The organism is Bradyrhizobium sp. CCGUVB14, assembly GCF_024199935.1.
Taxonomy (GTDB): domain Bacteria; phylum Pseudomonadota; class Alphaproteobacteria; order Rhizobiales; family Xanthobacteraceae; genus Bradyrhizobium.
In genome coordinates, this window is sequence record NZ_JANADS010000001.1 from 6,308,789 (window position 1) to 6,325,969 (window position 17,181).

General features: G+C 64.7%; 16 protein-coding genes. 10 read left to right on the plus strand and 6 right to left on the minus strand.

Going from position 1 to position 17,181, the window contains the following annotated elements; genetic code table 11:
• Positions 1-253: 253 nt before the first annotated feature.
• From NLM32_RS29600 to NLM32_RS29610, 3 genes are all read right to left on the minus strand, one after another.
• Entirely contained in the window at positions 254-961 is a 708-nt protein-coding gene (locus NLM32_RS29600) for an outer membrane protein (RefSeq protein WP_254132291.1), read from the minus strand.
• Between the two features lie 286 nt (positions 962-1,247).
• Positions 1,248-1,682: a hypothetical protein gene (locus NLM32_RS29605; protein ID WP_254132292.1), complete on the minus strand. Its 435-nt coding sequence runs from the start codon at positions 1,680-1,682 to the stop codon at positions 1,248-1,250.
• A 332-nt stretch (positions 1,683-2,014) separates the two neighbouring features.
• On the minus strand, positions 2,015-2,431 hold the full coding sequence (locus NLM32_RS29610; protein ID WP_254132293.1) for a His-rich protein BRANT: 417 nt from the start codon (positions 2,429-2,431) through the stop codon (positions 2,015-2,017).
• 249 nt (positions 2,432-2,680) lie between these two features.
• Here NLM32_RS29610 and NLM32_RS29615 point away from each other — a divergent pair, with 249 nt between their 5' ends.
• The 7 genes from NLM32_RS29615 to NLM32_RS29645 all read left to right on the plus strand — a co-directional run bounded on the left by NLM32_RS29615 (position 2,681) and on the right by NLM32_RS29645 (position 10,810).
• Complete coding sequence (locus NLM32_RS29615; protein ID WP_254132294.1) at positions 2,681-3,226, plus strand: lipopolysaccharide assembly protein LapB; 546 nt, start codon at positions 2,681-2,683, stop codon at positions 3,224-3,226.
• A 108-nt stretch (positions 3,227-3,334) separates the two neighbouring features.
• Entirely contained in the window at positions 3,335-4,714 is a 1,380-nt protein-coding gene (locus NLM32_RS29620; RefSeq protein WP_254132295.1) for a serine hydrolase, read from the plus strand.
• Positions 4,715-4,849: 135 nt separating this feature from the next.
• Positions 4,850-5,827, plus strand: coding sequence for a BMP family protein (locus NLM32_RS29625; RefSeq protein ID WP_254132296.1), 978 nt, complete (start codon positions 4,850-4,852; stop codon positions 5,825-5,827).
• 54 nt (positions 5,828-5,881) lie between these two features.
• Positions 5,882-7,315 (plus strand): amidase, encoded by a 1,434-nt coding sequence (locus tag NLM32_RS29630; protein WP_254132297.1) that lies wholly within the window; start codon positions 5,882-5,884, stop codon positions 7,313-7,315.
• Positions 7,312-8,820 carry an ABC transporter ATP-binding protein gene (locus tag NLM32_RS29635; protein WP_254132298.1) on the plus strand — a complete coding sequence of 503 codons (1,509 nt, stop codon included), beginning with the start codon at positions 7,312-7,314 and terminating at the stop codon, positions 8,818-8,820. The genes NLM32_RS29630 and NLM32_RS29635 overlap by 4 nt, the downstream gene beginning before the upstream one ends.
• Positions 8,820-9,869, plus strand: coding sequence for an ABC transporter permease (locus NLM32_RS29640; RefSeq protein ID WP_254132299.1), 1,050 nt, complete (start codon positions 8,820-8,822; stop codon positions 9,867-9,869). Before NLM32_RS29635 ends, NLM32_RS29640 begins: the two co-directional genes overlap by 1 nt.
• Positions 9,870-9,913: 44 nt before the next feature.
• Positions 9,914-10,810 carry an ABC transporter permease gene (locus NLM32_RS29645; protein ID WP_375143651.1) on the plus strand — a complete coding sequence of 299 codons (897 nt, stop codon included), beginning with the start codon at positions 9,914-9,916 and terminating at the stop codon, positions 10,808-10,810.
• An 18-nt stretch (positions 10,811-10,828) separates the two neighbouring features.
• Here NLM32_RS29645 and NLM32_RS29650 read toward each other — a convergent pair whose 3' ends face one another.
• A complete protein-coding gene (locus NLM32_RS29650) occupies positions 10,829-12,403 on the minus strand; it encodes a S10 family peptidase (protein ID WP_254132301.1) in 1,575 nt (524 codons plus the stop codon).
• Positions 12,404-12,663: 260 nt separating this feature from the next.
• On the opposite strand from NLM32_RS29650, the gene NLM32_RS29655 reads away from it, so the two are divergent.
• The 3 genes from NLM32_RS29655 to NLM32_RS29665 all read left to right on the plus strand — a co-directional run bounded on the left by NLM32_RS29655 (position 12,664) and on the right by NLM32_RS29665 (position 14,696).
• Positions 12,664-13,443 (plus strand): NAD kinase, encoded by a 780-nt coding sequence (locus tag NLM32_RS29655; RefSeq protein WP_254132302.1) that lies wholly within the window; start codon positions 12,664-12,666, stop codon positions 13,441-13,443.
• Positions 13,444-13,541: 98 nt separating this feature from the next.
• On the plus strand, positions 13,542-14,087 hold the full coding sequence (locus tag NLM32_RS29660) for a response regulator (RefSeq protein ID WP_008133731.1): 546 nt from the start codon (positions 13,542-13,544) through the stop codon (positions 14,085-14,087).
• A gap of 30 nt (positions 14,088-14,117) precedes the next feature.
• Positions 14,118-14,696 (plus strand): Hpt domain-containing protein, encoded by a 579-nt coding sequence (locus NLM32_RS29665; protein ID WP_254132303.1) that lies wholly within the window; start codon positions 14,118-14,120, stop codon positions 14,694-14,696.
• 126 nt (positions 14,697-14,822) lie between these two features.
• Here NLM32_RS29665 and NLM32_RS29670 read toward each other — a convergent pair whose 3' ends face one another.
• The gene (locus NLM32_RS29670; protein WP_254132304.1) at positions 14,823-15,998 is read right to left on the minus strand and encodes a DUF2336 domain-containing protein; all 1,176 of its coding nucleotides are present in this window, start codon (positions 15,996-15,998) and stop codon (positions 14,823-14,825) included.
• 159 nt (positions 15,999-16,157) lie between these two features.
• Positions 16,158-17,174: a lytic transglycosylase domain-containing protein gene (locus NLM32_RS29675; protein ID WP_254132305.1), complete on the minus strand. Its 1,017-nt coding sequence runs from the start codon at positions 17,172-17,174 to the stop codon at positions 16,158-16,160.
• Between the last annotated feature and the right edge of the window lie 7 nt (positions 17,175-17,181).

Below are 17,181 nucleotides of genomic sequence, written 5' to 3' on the forward strand. Positions count from 1 at the left end.
GGCAATTGAGTAATTAACGCTTTCCGGAGCGCGAGTTCCGTAAGTCGCAAAAATTATTTTTGCTTTACCCGATCCCCGTGACACGCGTGAGAAGGCGCACGCCAGACTGTTTGCTTGCAAATGACGCGCCAGATGGTTCACGTAAGGCAAACAAGCGGTCGGCATGGGGTTGGCAGACGACATGGGCTGACAAACGAAAGGCCGGCGGGAAGCCGGCCTTTGTCAGATCGTGGTCGTGCTAGTGCGCGGCGGATCAGTAGCGCGAGGCCGCCGGGCCGCCCCAGCCGAAGCGGTAGTTCACACCGACCTTGACGGTATGCTCGTCGTCCCGGCCGCGAACGCCGACGACGTCGGCCGGACCGGACGTGATCGTCGTGCTGCCGAAGTTGTAATACTGGTATTCGGCCTTGGCCGACCAGTTCGGCGCGAACATGTATTCCAGGCCGGCGCCGACGGTATAGCCGTCCTTGCTGTTGCCGGTGGCGGTGAAGGTCTGCGGCACGCCGGCAATGTTCACGCCCAGGCCGCCGTTGCGCCAGGCGTAACCGCCCTTGGCGTAGAGCAGCGTCGGGCCCCAGGTGTAGCCGATGCGGCCGGTCACCGATCCGAGTTGGTCGGTGCCGGACGTCACCTGCGTGCCCAGCGGGAACGTGACGCCCTTGTTGTTGGTCGGCAGCCAGGAATACTGCGCCTCGATACCCACCACCCAATTGGGCGCGAACTGGTAGTCGAAGCCGCCCTGCACGCCGCCCAGGAAGCGGGCGTCGCTGGACTGGAAGCTGCTGTCCCCGGCGAAGGCGCCGCCAACATGGCCGCCGATGTAGAAGCCGGTCCAGTTGTAGATCACCTGCGGCGGCGTATAGGCCGGAGCCTTGGTGTAGGTGCGCGGCTGCATATCCGCCGCTGCCGCCGGTGCGGCCAGCGCAAGCAGAGCTGCTGCACCGAGCAAAATCGTCTTCATGGTCATCCCCGTTCTTTCAGTTACGACACTCAGGAAACAACGTGGCGTGAATTGGGTTGCTTCGCGGCGATGCCGGAACGTTGATCGTTCGTGACTGTGACGGAGCGGCAACATCGCGCTTTTGTTCCATCACGTCGGCCTGCGCCGACAGATTTTGCGTCCGCACAAGTCCGGCCGTAACGATTTGTCGCAAGGCAAAACCGATCCGTTCAAAGCTCGCCGAAATGTGATCCGGCGACTCCGGCGGTTGTTGTCCTAACACCGCGCGATGAAGACGGGCTTTGCGTTACCGCGTCATCTTTTCCAGTTCTGGAAAGGGTGCGTAAACCGCGCCTGCGCAGATCTCGTTGGCGCGATCGATGACGCGGTCGGCGCGGCCGTTGACGTAGACGACGGCGCGCTCACGCACCGTCTTGTAGCTGCCGTCGGTCTCGCGCGGGGTGAAGTGCAGGCAGCTGATATAGAACTGCCGGCCACCAATCTCCCGCAGCACCGGATCGGCCATGCTGGCGTCGCGCACGCCGACCGGATTGTTGAGATAGGCACGCATCAGGGCTAGCGCGTCGGTGCGGAAATTGTCGGGAAACGGCTGAGGGCCTCCGGCCTGGCTTCCCTCCATCAGGCTGGGACGGTCACCGTCGCTGCCGAAACATCCCGCGAGCGCCAACGGCAATGCCAGGATCAGTGCCAGGCTCGCCGCACGTTTCGCCAATCGCCCCACAGTTCGCGCTCACCGCTCAATCGACCTGGAGCGTTCCAGCCCCGAGGTTGCAATGATGCATCTCTAGAGGTGTTTTGCCCGACGAGTCAAACGGATTCGCAAAATCCGCAGACGCGTGTCCATCAGCTCGTTGCTGTCATCTACTGTGCATGGGGTTGTTTTCGAGATTCCTGCTTGCGCTCTCGACGCGACGGAAATTCGTTGCGGCAAACGGCGCACCGGCCCGCCGCCAGCACCTCGCGCTTGCGCGCGGGGGGTGACGTGCGAGCCGGGCCTGAACTCCACACGCGGCAGCAGGGCAATCCAGGGATGCCGCCGCGCGGGATCAGTTTTTAGCTGCGCTTCTCGGTGGTCACCGGCTTGGTGACACTCGACTGCGTCTTCAGCGACTTCTTGGCCGACAGATGCTTGTGGTGATGGCGATGCGTCCGCACCGTCTTGTGCTCGTCCGGCGTGATCGCGGCATTGGCGTTCATCGCCTTGGTCTTGGTATCGACCTTGGCATCGGCCTTCACATCCGGCTTGGCGGTCGACTTGACGTCGGCGCTCTTGCCATCCGTCTTGGCGCCCGTCTTGGCGTCGGCCTTCACGCCGGCGTCGGGTTTGGCGGCGGTGGTCGAGACCTTGCTCTGGGTCTGGTCCGCCTTGATCACCGGTGCAGCGGTCGTGGTCTTGCCGGCTTCGGCGGCGAAGGCCGGGGCTGCGATGACGGAGGCTGCGAGCAAGGCTGCGGAAATGGTCTTCAACATGGTGGTCTCCTCTTGGAAGGATCTTAGGCGGCGCCCTCTCGCCAACCCTTCGATCATGGGTCAGAGCCTAGGGGGAGCGCACTGAACCCTGTCTGAAGCCCTCTGCCAGCTTCCGTTCATCTGGATGACAAGTTTGTCATCTGAGGAAAGGCGAATAGACCGGGGGGCCGGGGAATGTTTTTGCGAACCGGGTGTTCCGGTATTCGGGCAATCGTGTAGGATCGCCACGTTCCATACGGGAGAACTTCAATGCGCAAACTCTCAATGCTAGTTGTGCCGGGACTCGTCGCCATGTCGCTGGCGGCCGCGCCGGTGCTGACCAGCGCCTATGCCGCGGGCAGCGACGAGCCCTCCTCGCCGCCAAAGTCGGACTCCTCGTCCACCAAGAAGGGCAAGAAGAAGAGCTCTTCCGTCAGCGATCCGAAATTCCTCGCGGCCTATCGCACCGCCTACACCACGATCTACGACAATCACGACTACACCGGCGCGATCGGCCAGTTGAAGTCGCTCAAGCGTGACGACGTCGCCGACGTCGCCAACCTGATCGGCTATTCCTATCGCAAGCTCGGCGACTACCAGTCGTCCAAGGTCTATTACGAGATCGCGTTGAAGGACGATCCGAACCACGTCCGCACCTGGCAGTATTACGGCCTCTGGCAGCTCGAGCAGGGTAACCGCGAACAGGCCCAGTATCATCTGAACAAGATCGCCATGCTCGCCGGCACCGACAGCTCCGAGTATCGCTCGCTGGCGGCCGCGCTCGACAAGCCGACCGGGGCGACGCTCGTCTACTAAAGACACCGCATCTTCGCATCACGCGAACGGGCACAACCTGACGGTTGTGCCCGTTCTGCTTTCTCGGCTAGCTTCTCGCAACCAATCCCCTCGCAAACCGGTAGCGCAATGGACAAGTGGCTGCGATCCGCGATCGACTACATCAGCTCCTGGATCGAATTCCAGCAGACGACCTTCCAACAGCCCGGCGTCCTGGTCGCCTTCGTCCATCGCGGCGAGGTCGTCGCCGAGCATGCGTTCGGCCTTGCCGATCTCGACACCGGCGAGAAGCTCACCCCTCGCCACCGCTTCCGCATCGCCTCGCACTCGAAGAGCTTTACCTCGGCCGGCATCATGAAGCTGCGCGAGCAGCGCAAGCTCAGGCTCGACGATCCCGTCGGCCAATATGTCAGCGGCCTGCATCCGCGTGTGGCGGAGAACACGATTGCGCAGGTGCTGTCGCACAGCGCCGGGCTGACGCGCGATGGCGCCGATTCCGGCCAGTTCATCGACAGCCGTCCCTATCTCAACGCCAGGGAGCTGCTCGCCGAGTTGAAGGGGCCGACCGCGATCGAGCCCGGCACGCGCTTCAAATATTCCAATCACGGTTTTGGCCTGATGGGCCTCGTCATCGAAGCCGTGACCAAGGAGCCCTACTCCGCCTGGATCAAGCGAGAGATCATCGAGCCTGCGGGCTTGCGCGAGACGGAGCCGAACGCGCCGCTTCCGAAGGGCGCGCTGTTTGCGCGCGGCCACACGCGCAAGCTGCCGTTCGGCGAGCGCTGCGTCATCCCGGGCGACAATCCGGCGCACGCGATGGCGTCCGCCGCGGGCTTCGTCGCCACCGCCGCGGACACCGCACGATTCTTCGCGCAGCTGGCGCCCAATGCCAGGAAGAGCGTCCTGTCGGTCGCGAGCCGACGCGAGATGACGCGGCATCAATGGCGCGTGCCGCAGAGCTTCGAGGCCTATTACGGCCTCGGCGTCAACGCCGGCAAGACTGACGGCTGGGATTGGTTCGGCCATGGCGGCGGCTTCCAGGGCTATATCTCGCGGACCTGCTCCATCCCCGGATGCGAACTCGCGATCAGCATCCTCAGCAACTCCATCGACGGCGCGGCTCCGTTCTGGATGGACGGTGCGATGCAGATCCTTCGCGTGTTCAAGACCCGCGGCGCACCCGACCGGCGCGTCCGCGACTGGACCGGCCGCTGGTGGACGATCTGGGGCGCGACCGACCTCGTGCCCGCCGGCAACCGCGTGCTCGTCGCCAATCCCCAGTTCAACAACCCGTTCATGGATGCCGGCGAGATCGAGGTCACCGGCCGCGGCACTGGCAAGCTCGCCTGGGCGGCCGGCTATTCCAGCCATGGAGAGCCGGTGCGCCGCATCCGCGACAAGCGCGGCAAGGTCAGCGACGTCTGGCTTGGAGGAGCAAATCTCAAGCCTGCGAGCACCGTGGCGCGCGAGATCGCGCGTCGGTATCAGCCGCAGAAGAAGAAGCGATAGCAACCGCGCGTCGGAGCATAGACCGGCCACGCTCGGTCAGGGCACACGGCGCCCATTCTGTGGGCTTGACAAATTTTCCCCCGACTTCAACTCTCCCCGGAGATCGCAAGCGATTGTCGCGGATGGTGGAAGATCATGTTCTCAGTATCACGTCGCAGATTCCTGACGGGTTCAGCAGCAGGTGGCCTTGCCCTCGCAGCACCGCGCGCATTTGCCGCCGATAAACTCAAGGTCGCCGGCATCCACGCCTCGCCTGTCGAGAATGCCTGGAATTCACGACTGCACGAAGCGCTGCAATCCGCGGCCAAGGACGGCGTCATTGAGTATGTGTTTTCGGAAGGCGTGTCCGGCACCGACTATCCGCGTGCCATGCGCGAGTATGCCGAGCAGGGCCACAAGCTGATCGTCGGGGAATCCTATGCGGTCGAGGCTCAGGCGCGGCAATTGGCCGCCGACTATCCGCAAACCGCGTTCCTGATGGGATCGAGCGGCAAGCCGTCAGGAGACAATTTCGGCACCTTCGGCACATGGAATCATGAGGCTGCCTATCTCGCCGGCATGCTCGCCGCGCCTCTTTCCAAGAGCGGTACCTTCGGCACGGTCGGCGCAATCCCGATTCCGGAAGTCAACATCCTGATCAACGCGTTTCGATCGGGGGTGAAGGAGGTGCGGCCCGACGCCAAATTCCTGATCGGGTTCATCGGTACTTTCTTCGATCCTCCCAAGGCGCGCGAATCCGGCCTCGCGCAGATCGACGCCGGCGCGGACATCCTTTTTGGCGAGCGCATCGGGACGGCCGACGCCGCCAAGGAGAAGAAGATCAAGTCAATCGGTTCACTGCTCGACTACACGCCGCGTTACCCGGACACGGTGTTCGCGAACGCAATGTGGTACTTCCGTCCCATTCTCGACGCGGCCATCGCTGATGCGAAAGCCGGCGCCAAGGCAGGCAAGGACTACTCCTCCTTCAGCTTCATGAAGGCGGGAGGCAACGACGTCGTGTTCAGCAAGAGCATGGTCGCTCCGGAATCGATTGCCGCAATGGAAGCCAAGCGGGACGCGATCAAATCCGGCAGCTTCACTGTCCCTGTCGACCCCAAAGAACCAACCTAGTTCCTTGCGGAGTTGACTGGCGCCGTTTCTCCCAGTCCTTCGGGGATGTGCATTGTGACAGACGCACGCGATCCGCAGGATGGTGTGACCCTCGGTGCAGCCGTTCGTGCTGGACGAACGACAAGCCGCGACGTCCTCGAAGCGGCCCTCGAGCGCGCAAGCGCCGTCAGCCGGTTGGGGGCGATCAGCCATCTTGCCGCCGACATAGGTCAGCAGCAGGCCGCATCGATCGACGCACGCCGTGGACCGCTCGCACAAGACGATCGAGGTCCCTTTTGCGGCGTCCCTTTCCTGATGAAGGACCTCGGTGCTGCGGCCAAGGGCCTTCCTGTCGTCTGCGGCTCGCGCGCGCTCAAGCCGGTGCCGGCCGACAGTGATGATGTGCTTGCACAGCGCTTCCGCAAATCCGGACTTGTTCCGTTCGGTCTCACCACCGTTCCGGAGTTCGGCCTGTCGCTGAGCAGCGAACCGGCCCTGGGGCCGATCGCACGCAATCCTCTCGATCCGTCTCGGACGCCCGGCGGATCGTCCGGAGGTGCCGCGGCCGCCGTCGCCGCGGGCGTGGTGGCGCTTGCGCACGCCACGGACGCCGGCGGATCGATTCGTGTTCCGGCGGCCTGTTGTGGTCTTGTCGGACTGAAGCCGAGCCGCGGTGCCGTTCCTGGAGGACCGAGCTTCCAGAACCACCTCGGCGGTCTCGCCTCCGAGCTCGTGGTCAGCCGCTCGCTCCGCGACACGGCCGTCGCCCTCGACTGCTGTAGCGGAGCGGCTGGCGGCCCCTGCCCTGATCCCGACCTTGGCAAGCCGCTGGCTGATCGCCTCGACATTCCTCCCAACGGCTTGCGGATCGGGCTCTGCTCCGACGTCAGCGAAGGCGCGCCGATCCAGCCGAGCTATCGCGAGGCCGTGCATCACGCGGGCTCCGTGCTGGCCGCCGCCGGCCATCAGGTCACCGATATCGGTCCCGAAATTCTCAATCCTCTCGCCCGCAACGCCGCTCTGGTTTTTGACAGGGTCATCTCAGTCAATCTGGCGCGAACACTTGGTGACGTCTCCGCCGTGGAGCCGCTGACCGCCGCCGTCGTGCAGCGTGGGCTTGCCATCACCGCGCGCGAACTTCAGGATGCCGAGCTCACCGGCGTCCGTATCGCGCACACCCTCTGGCGGCTTTTCGATGAGTTCGACGTGATCATCACGCCTATGCTGAGCGGGCCGCCGCCATCGATCGGGTCCTTTCCCATGGACCACGGCGACGTCGACCTGCACTGGCGGCGAATGTCGGATTTCGCACCCTACGCCATGATCTCAAATGTGGGCGGCACGCCGGCGCTGTCGATCCCGCACGGGATCGACGACCGGGGCCTTCCGCTGTCCGTGCAACTGATCGGTCCCATGGCGGCCGATGGCCTGCTGCTGCGCCTTGCGCGCCAGCTGCAAAAGGCGGTGCCGTGGCATTTCGCCGCGCCAATCGCCGGATTGCCGCGATGAACGAGACCGTCCTGAGCCTGGAGGGGATCACCAAGCGGTTCGGTTCTCTCATCGCGAACGACGACGTCACTCTGAATTTGCGGCGCGGCGAATTGCTGGCTCTGCTTGGCGAGAATGGCGCCGGCAAGACGACCTTGATGAACATCCTGTTCGGTCACTACGCAGCGGATGCAGGTCGCGTCGTCGCTTTCGGCCGCGAGCTGCCGCCCGGGCGCCCTCGTGCGGCGATCGACGCCGGGATCGGCATGGTCCATCAGCATTTTGCGCTCGCGGCAAACCTGACCGTCCTGGAGAACATCGTCGCAGGAACGGAGAACATCGGTCGGCTTCGTGGCCGCTGGCGAGAGGCGCGCGCCAAGCTCACGGAGATTGCCCGGCGCTTCGGCCTTGCGATCGACCCTGATGCGCGGGTCGGCGACCTCTCGGTCGGCGAGCGGCAGCGGGTGGAGATTCTCAAGGCACTCTATCGCGACGCCCGCATCCTGATCCTCGACGAACCCACCGCCGTCTTGACGCCGCAGGAAGCCGAGAAGCTATTCGATACGCTGCGTGTCATGGCTGCGAACGGCCTTTCGCTCATCTTCATTTCGCACAAGCTGCATGAAATCCTTGCTGCCGCAGATCGGATCGTGGTGTTGCGCGCCGGCAAGGTCACGGCCGAACGGATCACGGCCAACACCAACAAGAACGAACTTGCCGAACTGATGGTGGGGCGGCCCGTCACGCGGCCCGCCCGGGAGCCACAACAACCGGGCGCGCTGGTCATGCGGGCCGCAAATGTCTCTGTCGCGGGCTTCAAGCCGCTTTCGGATATTTCCTTCGAATTGCGCGCGGGCGAGACGCTCGGCATCATCGGCGTCTCCGGCAACGGACAGTCGACGCTCGGTCGGCTTCTCGGAGGCCTCGTCAAGCCGACGGCGGGCCGTTTCGAGCTTCTTGGAGCAACCGTTGCAGAGCCGACGCCTGCCTCGTTCGTTGCATCAGGTGTTGGCCGCATTCCCGAGGACCGCAATGTCGATGGCACGGTCAGCGACATGACGCTGTGGGAAAATTCCGTGCTGGAGCGGATCGGCGAGCAGCGCTTTTCGGCCTTTGGCCTGGTTCGTCGATCAGGTGCGCGCGCCTTCGCGAAAGCCATCATCGAGCGGTTCGATGTCCGCGGCGGTGTGCCCGACACACCGATCCGCCTGCTGTCCGGCGGCAACATGCAGAAGCTCATTCTCGGGCGAAACCTTCTGACCTCGCCGCGTATTCTGATTGCGGCCCAGCCGACCCGCGGGCTCGACGAAGGCGCGGTCGCTGCGGTCCACGCCGAGATCCTCGCGGCGCGTCGCGCCGGCGCCGGGGTCCTCCTCATCTCGGAGGATCTCGACGAAATCCTGCAACTGGCGGATCGGGTCCAGGCGATCGCAAACGGTCGTCTCTCGCCGTCGATCCCGATTGAAGATGCAGAGCCGCGCCGGCTCGGCCTGATGATGGCGGGCGCCTGGAGCGAGATGGCTTGATGCGGCTCGATCGACGCGCCCATGTTCCTGTGACGCTCGCCGTTGCGGCCCCGTTCGGCGCCGTTCTGGTCGCGCTGTTGCTCGCCGGCATTCTGATTGCGATGAGCGGCGCTCCGGTCCTGGAGGCCTATCTACGCATCCTGACCAGCGCGTTCGGCTCCAAATCGTCGATCACCGAAACGCTCACGCGGGCGACACCGTTGATCCTCACCGGCCTCGCGGTGGCGGTCGCCTTCCGGACGCGTCTGTGGAATATCGGTGCCGAAGGCCAATTCTATTCCGGAGCGCTGGTCGCCGCGATGCTGGGCTCGCAGCACGGGCTACAACTCCCGGGCCCGGCACTGATTCCGGTCCTGATGGTCGCGGGAGCCGCGGCCGGCGCGCTATTGATGCTCGCCCCGCTCGGGCTGCGACTGCGTTTCGGCGTCGACGAAGTGGTCACGACGCTGCTGTTGAATTTCATCACGATCCTGACGGTGTCGATGATGATCGACGGCCCGCTGAAGGACCCCATGGCTTTCGGCTGGCCCCAGTCGGTCCCGATCGTTGGCGACGCCTTTCTTCCCAAGCTCGTTTCGCGCTCCAGGCTGCATATTGGATTTCTCATCGCGATCGGCCTCGCCGTCCTGATCTGGTTCGTCCAGGAGCGGACTGTGTTCGGCCTCAAGACTCGCGCCGCAGGCCTCAACCCCGCAGCGACCAACTTCGCTGGTATCAAGGTCAATCGTCTGCTGGTGCAGGCTGCTTGCGTCTCTGGCGGCCTCGCCGGCCTTGCCGGTGCGATCGAGGTCCTTGGCGTGAAGGGGTATGTGACGACCGACCTGTCGCCCGGTTTTGGCTACACCGGTATCATCGTTGCGATGCTCGCGAGCCTGAATCCGATCGGCGTCGTCGTCACGGCCATTTTCGTTGCGACAATATTCGTCGGATCGGACGGCATGAGCCGCGGGCTCGGCGTGCCGAGTTTCATTGCCGATGTCATCGTGGCTCTGTCGCTGCTGGCCGTGCTGGTGGCGCTGGTGCTCACCAATTACAGGATCCGCCGTTGACCGCCGCGCTGGACCTTTTCGCATCTGCCGGGCTCTGGGCGGCCATGCTTCGCATCGCAACGCCGCTCATCTTCGGCACGCTCGGCGCGCTGCTCTGCGAGCGGTCGGGCGTTCTCAACCTCGGCATCGAGGGTATCATGACGTTCGGCGCCATGATCGGCTGGCTGACCGTCTATCATGGCGGCGATCTCTGGCTCGGTCTGCTCGCCGCGGCGCTCGCTGGGGCAGCGTTCGGTCTGCTGCATGCACTCCTCACCGTCCCGCTCGGTGTCTCGCAACATGTCGCCGGCCTCGGCATCACGCTGTTCGCGTCGAGCCTTGCCTATTTCATCTTCCGCCTCGCGATCCCCGTATCGGGTTCGCCGCCGACAATCGTGCCGTTCCAGGTGCTCCAGATCCCGCTGCTCTCGAATCTTCCGTTTCTCGGCGAAGCGCTGTTCCACCAGACCGCTCCCACCTACATCGCGATCCTGCTCGCTCTGTTGCTCGGTTACGTGCTGAGCGTGACGCCGTTGGGGCTAGCCATCAGGATCGTGGGCGAGAACCCGCATGCAGCCGAGGCCCAGGGGCTGGATCCGATCGCCATCAGGGTCGGCGCGATCGCCTTCGGCAGCGCCCTCATGGGCCTGGGCGGCGCGTTTCTCACCCTGTCGGCCTTCAACAGCTTCTTCCCGACCATGGTGCAGGGACGGGGCTGGGTCTGCATCGCACTCGTCGTCTTCGCATCATGGCGCCCGACACGGGCACTTCTCGGCGCGCTGCTCTTCGCACTGTTCGACGCCTATCAGCTTCGCCTCCAGCATATCGTTGGCAAGGCGGTGCCATATCAGCTTTTCCTGATGCTGCCCTATGTGATGTCGATCGTCGCCTTGCTCGTGATGGCGCGGCGTGCGCGGGTCCCGCAAGCGCTGATGCAACCGTTCCGGCGCGGCGAACGCTAGGATTCCCTCGCCGGTCTCCTATTCCCTGATCAGGGTCTCGACCTCGCTCCGAAGCGCCTGTCGCGAGCCGTCGCGCGAATAGAACATGTGGCCGCCGGGATAGACGACGAACTTCACGCGCGACGTCACAAAGGACGGCAGCTGGTCGAGCGCCCGCTTCGTGCCGAAATAGGGCGTGGCAAGATCGAACAGGCCGTGCGCGACCAGCACGTTCAGCTTCGCATCGGTGGCGAGAATCTGGCGCAGCTCCGACAGCGATTGCGGCGGGTTGATGCCGCCACCAAAGTCCCAGTTGCGCTCGACCGCGCCGTTGAGGACTTCATAGGAGCCGTCGGGGCGCCAATTGAGCTTGCGCGTGAGCACATCGACCGCGGCACTCGTCAGCGGCGCCTGAAGCGCATCGCCTGAAGGGTCGCCGAAGCGCGAGCTGCTCGAATCCGGATACGGATCGAGACCGCGCACGGAGGCGTCATAGCGCCCGGTCACCATGCCGTTCCTGCGGTCGAGCTCGCGGCGGAATTCGCTGACGTCGAATCGGCCGGCGAGCCTGCGGCTCACCGCAGGGTCGAGGCCGGTCAGTTCGGCGACCTTGTCGGCCAGGCGATTGGTGGCTTCCTTGTCTGCTTCGCCCTTGACGAGGTCGGCTAAAAATTCTCCGCGGGCGTAGGCCTCGACGTCAGCGAGATCGGCGCGCTTGACCGGCCCCTTGGCTTCACGCGCCACCGCCACATAGCTCGGCAAGGTCGCGACATATTGCAGAAGGCTCGTGCCCGTGAACTCGCGGAAATCCAGGAGCGGCGACACCAGGATCAACCCTTTGACGCCGACGCCGTGCTGAATCTGCAACTGGCGCACGACCTTCGGCCCGCGAATCCCACCATAGCTCTCGCCCGCCACATATTTCGGCGAGGTCAGGCGGTTGTGCTTCTCGAGCCAGCGGCGGATCACGAGCGCAATCGAGTTGACGTCGCCGTCGACCGAATAGAACCGCTTGCGTGTATCCTCGCCGCTCGCGATGACACGGCTGTAGCCGGTGCCGACGGGATCGATGAAGACGAGATCGGTGAAGTCGAGCCAGGTTTCCGCATTCGGCTTCACCTCGGGCGAAGCCGACGGCGACAACCCCTCGCCGTCGAGCGGCAGCCGCCACGGCCCGGCCGCGCCGAACTGCAGCCACGCCGACGAGGCACCGGGCCCGCCGTTGAACAGGAACGTCACGGGACGCGTGGCGCGATCGGCACCGTCCAGCTCGTAAGACGTGGTGGCGATGTCGGCGAGCGGCTCCCCCTTCTCGTCGAATACGCGGACGGAGCCGGCGGTCGCGGCGAAGTTGAGCGTTCGACCCGGCAGTTCGAGGGTCTGCTTGGTGGTCTGGTCGCCCGGCAGACGATGCTGGTCGGCGGCCGCGGGCGACGCCTGCGCTGCATTGCCGCCCCGCCCGCCCTTCTGCCCCGCGGGCGCCGCCGCCTCGTTGCGCGGCTGCGGCGGATCGTCCGCGCGCGCCAAATCCGTGAGCGCCAGGCCCGCAAGCGCGAAAGCAGACACCGTCAGCACCAACCCCGCGCGGCGCAGCATCGGCAAGCTCATGATCATGATCGTTCTCCCAGCCGCCCGTCGGTCCCCTGCCACAGCTGTAGCGGGCAATTGCGACGGTTTGGGGGATCGGAAGCCTTGGGAAGGGCATTCCGGGCCGATCCGCATCGCTTTTGTCTGGAATCGGGATGCCGGGCCGACCGACCTGTTTGCCTTGCCGGGCGGTCATCCTCGACAATAGAGGCCCAGGTCGTATAGACGACCTCGGCGGAACTTTCTCGAGCCAGCGACACCTGCCTGTAAGCCAAGATCTGGAAGCCATGACCAAGCCATCGCGATACGACCGGATCGCCTTCGTCGCCAGCCCGAGCAGCGACGCAGAGGCCGCCCTCCACCAGCTCACCACGCAATATGGCAATTGCGATCCGAGCGAGGCCGACGTCGTGGTCGCGCTCGGCGGCGACGGGCTGATGCTCCAGACGCTGCACCAGCACATGCGCTCGGGAAAGCCGATCTACGGCATGCACCGCGGCACGGTCGGCTTCCTCATGAACGAGTACTCGACGCACGATCTGCGCACGCGCCTCGAGGCGGCGCATGAATCCGAGATCAACCCGCTGCTGATGCGCGCGACCGATACCAACGACCGCGTCCACCTGCATCACGCCATCAACGAGGTCTATCTGTTCCGCCAGACCTCCCAGGCCGCGCGCCTGCGCATCCTGATCGACGAGCGCGAGCGCATGCCCGAGCTGATCGCCGACGGCATCATCGTGGCGACGCCGGCAGGCTCGACCGCCTATAACCTCTCCGCCCAAGGGCCGATCCTGCCGATCAACGCCGCTTTGCTGGCGCTGACACCGATCAGCGCCTTCCGGCCGCGGCGCTGGCGCGGCGCACTGCTGCCCAACACGGCCTATGTCGTGATCGAGGTGCTGGAAGACGACAAGCGGCCGGTCGCGGCCGTCGCCGACCACGAGGAGGTGCGCAGGGTCCGGCGCGTCGAGATCCTCTCCGACAAGACCATCTCGATGCGCATGCTGTTCGACCCAGGCCACAGCCTGGAAGAGCGTATCCTGCGCGAGCAGTTCGGCTACTGACCTGCCCGCCCCGCAGCCCTCCGGGCGCCCGATCGCAACGCTTCGTTAACCCTCCGCACGATATGGTTAATGAAAGTTGACCCTTTGGCCTGGGCGTCATGTTTCGCATCGACTTCAACAAGCTGCGCTTCCTCGTCTGCGACGACAATCCGCACATGCGCCGCATCCTGCGGACGCTGCTGCATTCGTTCGGCGCGCGCGAGGTCTATGAGGCGGAGGACGGCGCGACCGCGCTGGAAATGTACAGCCATTACGTGCCCGACATCGTCATCACCGACTGGGCGATGCCGATCTTCGACGGGCTCGAGCTTGCGCAGATGATCCGGCAGCCGGAATCCAAGGGTAACCCCTACGCGCCGATCATCATGCTGACGGGGCATTCCGAGAAGCGCCGCGTCACGGTCGCGCGCGATGCCGGCGTCACCGAATTCCTGGCCAAGCCGATCTCGGCCAAGGGCCTGTACCAGCGCATTCTCAACGTGGTCGCCAGTCCCCGGCCCTTCATCAAGACCAAAACCTATTTCGGCCCGGACCGGCGCCGCAACACCAATTCCGCCTATATGGGTCCGGAGCGCCGCGTCGGCGAAAAGCACGAGGTGCTCCAGCAGCCCTCGCTGCTCGACAAGGCCCGCTCCTCCATCTAGCGCAACGTCTCACCCGACGAGGCAGGCATCATGGCGAAGAACAGCGCAAAGGACATCGAGGTCACGGCCTTCGCCACGCATCATGTGATCACGCAGCCCAATCCGCTGCGCAAGGTTCTGCGCCGGGTCGCGGAAAAGGACATGGACGATCCGATCGCACGCGCCGAGCAGGCGCTTGCCGATCTGTCCAGCGAGTTCAAGAGCTGGATGACGACCGAGGTCAACCGGCTATCGTCTGCCTATGTCGTCATCCGCAACAACGGCTTCACCAAGGAGCGGCGCGACGAGCTGTTCCACGCCGCCCACGACATCAAGGGCGACGCCGCCACGTTCGGCTTCCCCGCCGCAGCGGGAGTTGCCGAGAGCCTGTGCCGCGTCATCGAGCATGCGCCGGATCTCGAGAAGGTGCCGGCCGAGCTGTTCACGCACCACATCAACGCGATCCTCGCCATCGTGCACGAGAACACCAAGCTCGACAGCATCAGCGTCTCCGCCGAGCTCAGCCGCCGTCTGCGCAAGGTCGCCGATGATTATCTCGCCGACGTCAACCGCGACCGCCCCGAGCATCTCGAAGTGATCCTCGCGCCGAGCATCGTGCCGGCGGAGTAGTCCTCCCTTTCGGCAAGGCAAGATATCGTAGGGTGGGCAAAGCGGAGCGTGCCCACCAGTCAGCTCATTAGGCGGATAATCGTGGGCACGGCGCAAGGGCGCCTTTGCCCACCCTACGGCATCTCGTTATGCCGCAATCAGATCGTCATACATGGGATCGATTGTGTCTTCCGCGACGAGCTCGTCGCAGAACAATCTCGCCTCTTCGCGCGCGGATTCGGTGGCGAAGCGGCGCAGCAGGACCATCAGCGGCTCGGTGGCGCCGCGGTCGGTCTCGCAATGGGTGAGCACGCGCTCGACCATGCGACGGCGCAAGCGTGCCGCGGTGTCGTCTGTATCGGCAAAGCCCTGCTCGTGGCAGGCATCGAGCGCGACCTGGAAGGCCGCGAACGTGGCCTCGGGCAGCCCGGCGCGACGGAGCAGCGCGTGCAGGCTGTTGCCGCCGCGATCGTGCAGCAGCGCGGAGACGCGCGCGAGCGGCAGATCGGCGAGTTCAGCGAGCGCGGCGTCGAACAGTTCGAGATTGCTCGACAGCAGCGCACGCAGGATCAGACCCGCGGTGAGCTGGCCGGTGATCCGCAGATGCTTCACCAGGCCCTGCATGTCGTCGCCGCGCGAGCGCGCTGCGATGTTGATGGTGGAGCGATCGCGTGCCTCGATCGTCATGCGCTCGGCACGATCGGCGCTCAGCCAATTCCGCGCCACCACGAACTGGGCCAGCGTCTCGGAGAGCTTTGCCACCAACGCGGCGCGGGTTGCAGCCGGAATGTCGTCCAGCACCAGCATCGCCTCGCGGATCGCGGCGAGATGGCCGTGGCGCTCGACGATGCGATTCCACGAGAACGGTGCCAGCTCGGCGTGCGGATTTTCGATGAGCTCCAGCGCCGCGGCCGCGCAGCCCACCTCGGCAATGGCGGCGCAGACCGAGACCGGCAGCGCGATGCGGCGGGCGACTGCACATTGCACCTCGTCATTGCCGGTCGCGACGATGTCGACGAGATCGGCATCGATCAGCAGCGGTGAATGTTCAAGCACGGGCAGCGCCACGGTCGGCTGGTCCGCCGACAGCGCCCGCACGATCGACGCCGGCGCATCCGTGCTGCGCGCAAAAGCCTCGGCCATCGCCTGCCGCACCAGCGGCGAGGGATCGTCGAGCAGCATCAGCAGCGCGCCTTCGGCGGCGACACGGTCGTCGTGAGAAAGGTCCGAGATCAGCCAGGCCCGGGCCAATGCCCGCGTTGCCTCCGCCCGCTCACCGGCGGGCGCGGTCCTGATCCAATTGATGAACTGCCGAACAATCATGGTGCTTCCGGCTTACGCAACGAAAAAACGAAACGGTGACGGCTTGTCACCTGCAACACAAAATAAACCACGACGCTTAACAAAGCGTTCACCATAACTGGCTGGTTTTATTGATGATTTGTTAAGGGCTGAAAACGGCCCGACGGCCGCGACCGCGCGCTAGCTCGAGAACGTGCCGCTGCGATCGCTGAAGAGATCGAGCGGTTGCGGCGGCCGCACGTCGGGCGTTGATGACGCGACCGAAGTGAGCGAGGCGTTGTTGCCCCACAATTTCTGCACCGTCGTCGAGACCGGCTGCGTTGTATCGCCGGGTTGATAGATCGAACGGAATGCCGGCGTGACGGGCGCGCTGTCGGCGACCGTCGTCGACGACGTCGCACTCACCGGCGTCACACCACGTGCATCCGGGAAAGTCTGGAGATAGGCGGCGCTGTTGGCCATCGGCGCGGTGGGCTGCACGCCGTTGGCGGCGGCGACCTGCGTGGTCGACGGCGTGTCGCCATACATCGCCATCGCGCTGCGCGTCGATTTCGCATTCGAGGCGCTGGCGTAACGCGCATTCAGCACCGAATAGACTTCGGAGACGCTGCGCGCACGACCGTCCTTGGCATAGAAGATCGAGCGGTTGGAAGATGCCGCATTGGGAAACAGCCGCGCACCGACTGCTTGCGGGTTGTCCTCGGCATTGGCGATCAGTTTCGCCGCACCGCCGACGCCCATGAAATGCGCCATGTAGAGCTCGCTGTCGGACGGCCGGCGGCCGAGCAGACCGGTGAGCTTGAAGCTGTTGGACTGCGTCAGCGCCGCCGCCATGCTGGACGCGGCCTCGGGATCGTCGCGCAGCTTCATGATGGATCGCTTCATGAAGGGATCGTCGACGGTGTAGGTGCCTGACGAGGTCCGCGTGATCGCGTCGGAATAGTTGCCGTAGCCGAGTTGGGTGCCCGCCTCCTTCACCGTACCAAGCCAGGTCTGGTCGATGAACTGATAGAGGCCGTGAGCGGACGAGGTGGTGGCGCTGGCCGACGGATCGAAATCCGATTCCATCTTGGCGGTAGTCAGCATGTATTCGAAGCTGACGCCGGTCTGGTTCGAGCCCTGCTTGATCGCACCAGCGACGCGCTTCAAGCCGTCGGTCGCGGCTGTCTGCGAGGCACTGGAATTGTCGACCGACATGATGGAC

Coding starts and splice junctions, on each gene's coding strand:
- NLM32_RS29600 (WP_254132291.1), bottom strand. CDS start 961: ATGAAGACGATTTTGCTCGGTGCAGCAGCTCTGCTTGCGCTGGCCGCA.
- NLM32_RS29610 (WP_254132293.1), bottom strand. CDS start 2,431: ATGTTGAAGACCATTTCCGCAGCCTTGCTCGCAGCCTCCGTCATCGCA.
- NLM32_RS29615 (WP_254132294.1), top strand. CDS start 2,681: ATGCGCAAACTCTCAATGCTAGTTGTGCCGGGACTCGTCGCCATGTCG.
- NLM32_RS29620 (WP_254132295.1), top strand. CDS start 3,335: ATGGACAAGTGGCTGCGATCCGCGATCGACTACATCAGCTCCTGGATC.
- NLM32_RS29625 (WP_254132296.1), top strand. CDS start 4,850: ATGTTCTCAGTATCACGTCGCAGATTCCTGACGGGTTCAGCAGCAGGT.
- NLM32_RS29635 (WP_254132298.1), top strand. CDS start 7,312: ATGAACGAGACCGTCCTGAGCCTGGAGGGGATCACCAAGCGGTTCGGT.
- NLM32_RS29640 (WP_254132299.1), top strand. CDS start 8,820: ATGCGGCTCGATCGACGCGCCCATGTTCCTGTGACGCTCGCCGTTGCG.
- NLM32_RS29645 (WP_375143651.1), top strand. CDS start 9,914: ATGCTTCGCATCGCAACGCCGCTCATCTTCGGCACGCTCGGCGCGCTG.
- NLM32_RS29650 (WP_254132301.1), bottom strand. CDS start 12,403: ATGATCATGAGCTTGCCGATGCTGCGCCGCGCGGGGTTGGTGCTGACG.
- NLM32_RS29655 (WP_254132302.1), top strand. CDS start 12,664: ATGACCAAGCCATCGCGATACGACCGGATCGCCTTCGTCGCCAGCCCG.
- NLM32_RS29660 (WP_008133731.1), top strand. CDS start 13,542: ATGTTTCGCATCGACTTCAACAAGCTGCGCTTCCTCGTCTGCGACGAC.
- NLM32_RS29665 (WP_254132303.1), top strand. CDS start 14,118: ATGGCGAAGAACAGCGCAAAGGACATCGAGGTCACGGCCTTCGCCACG.
- NLM32_RS29670 (WP_254132304.1), bottom strand. CDS start 15,998: ATGATTGTTCGGCAGTTCATCAATTGGATCAGGACCGCGCCCGCCGGT.
- NLM32_RS29675 (WP_254132305.1), bottom strand. CDS start 17,174: ATGTCGGTCGACAATTCCAGTGCCTCGCAGACAGCCGCGACCGACGGC.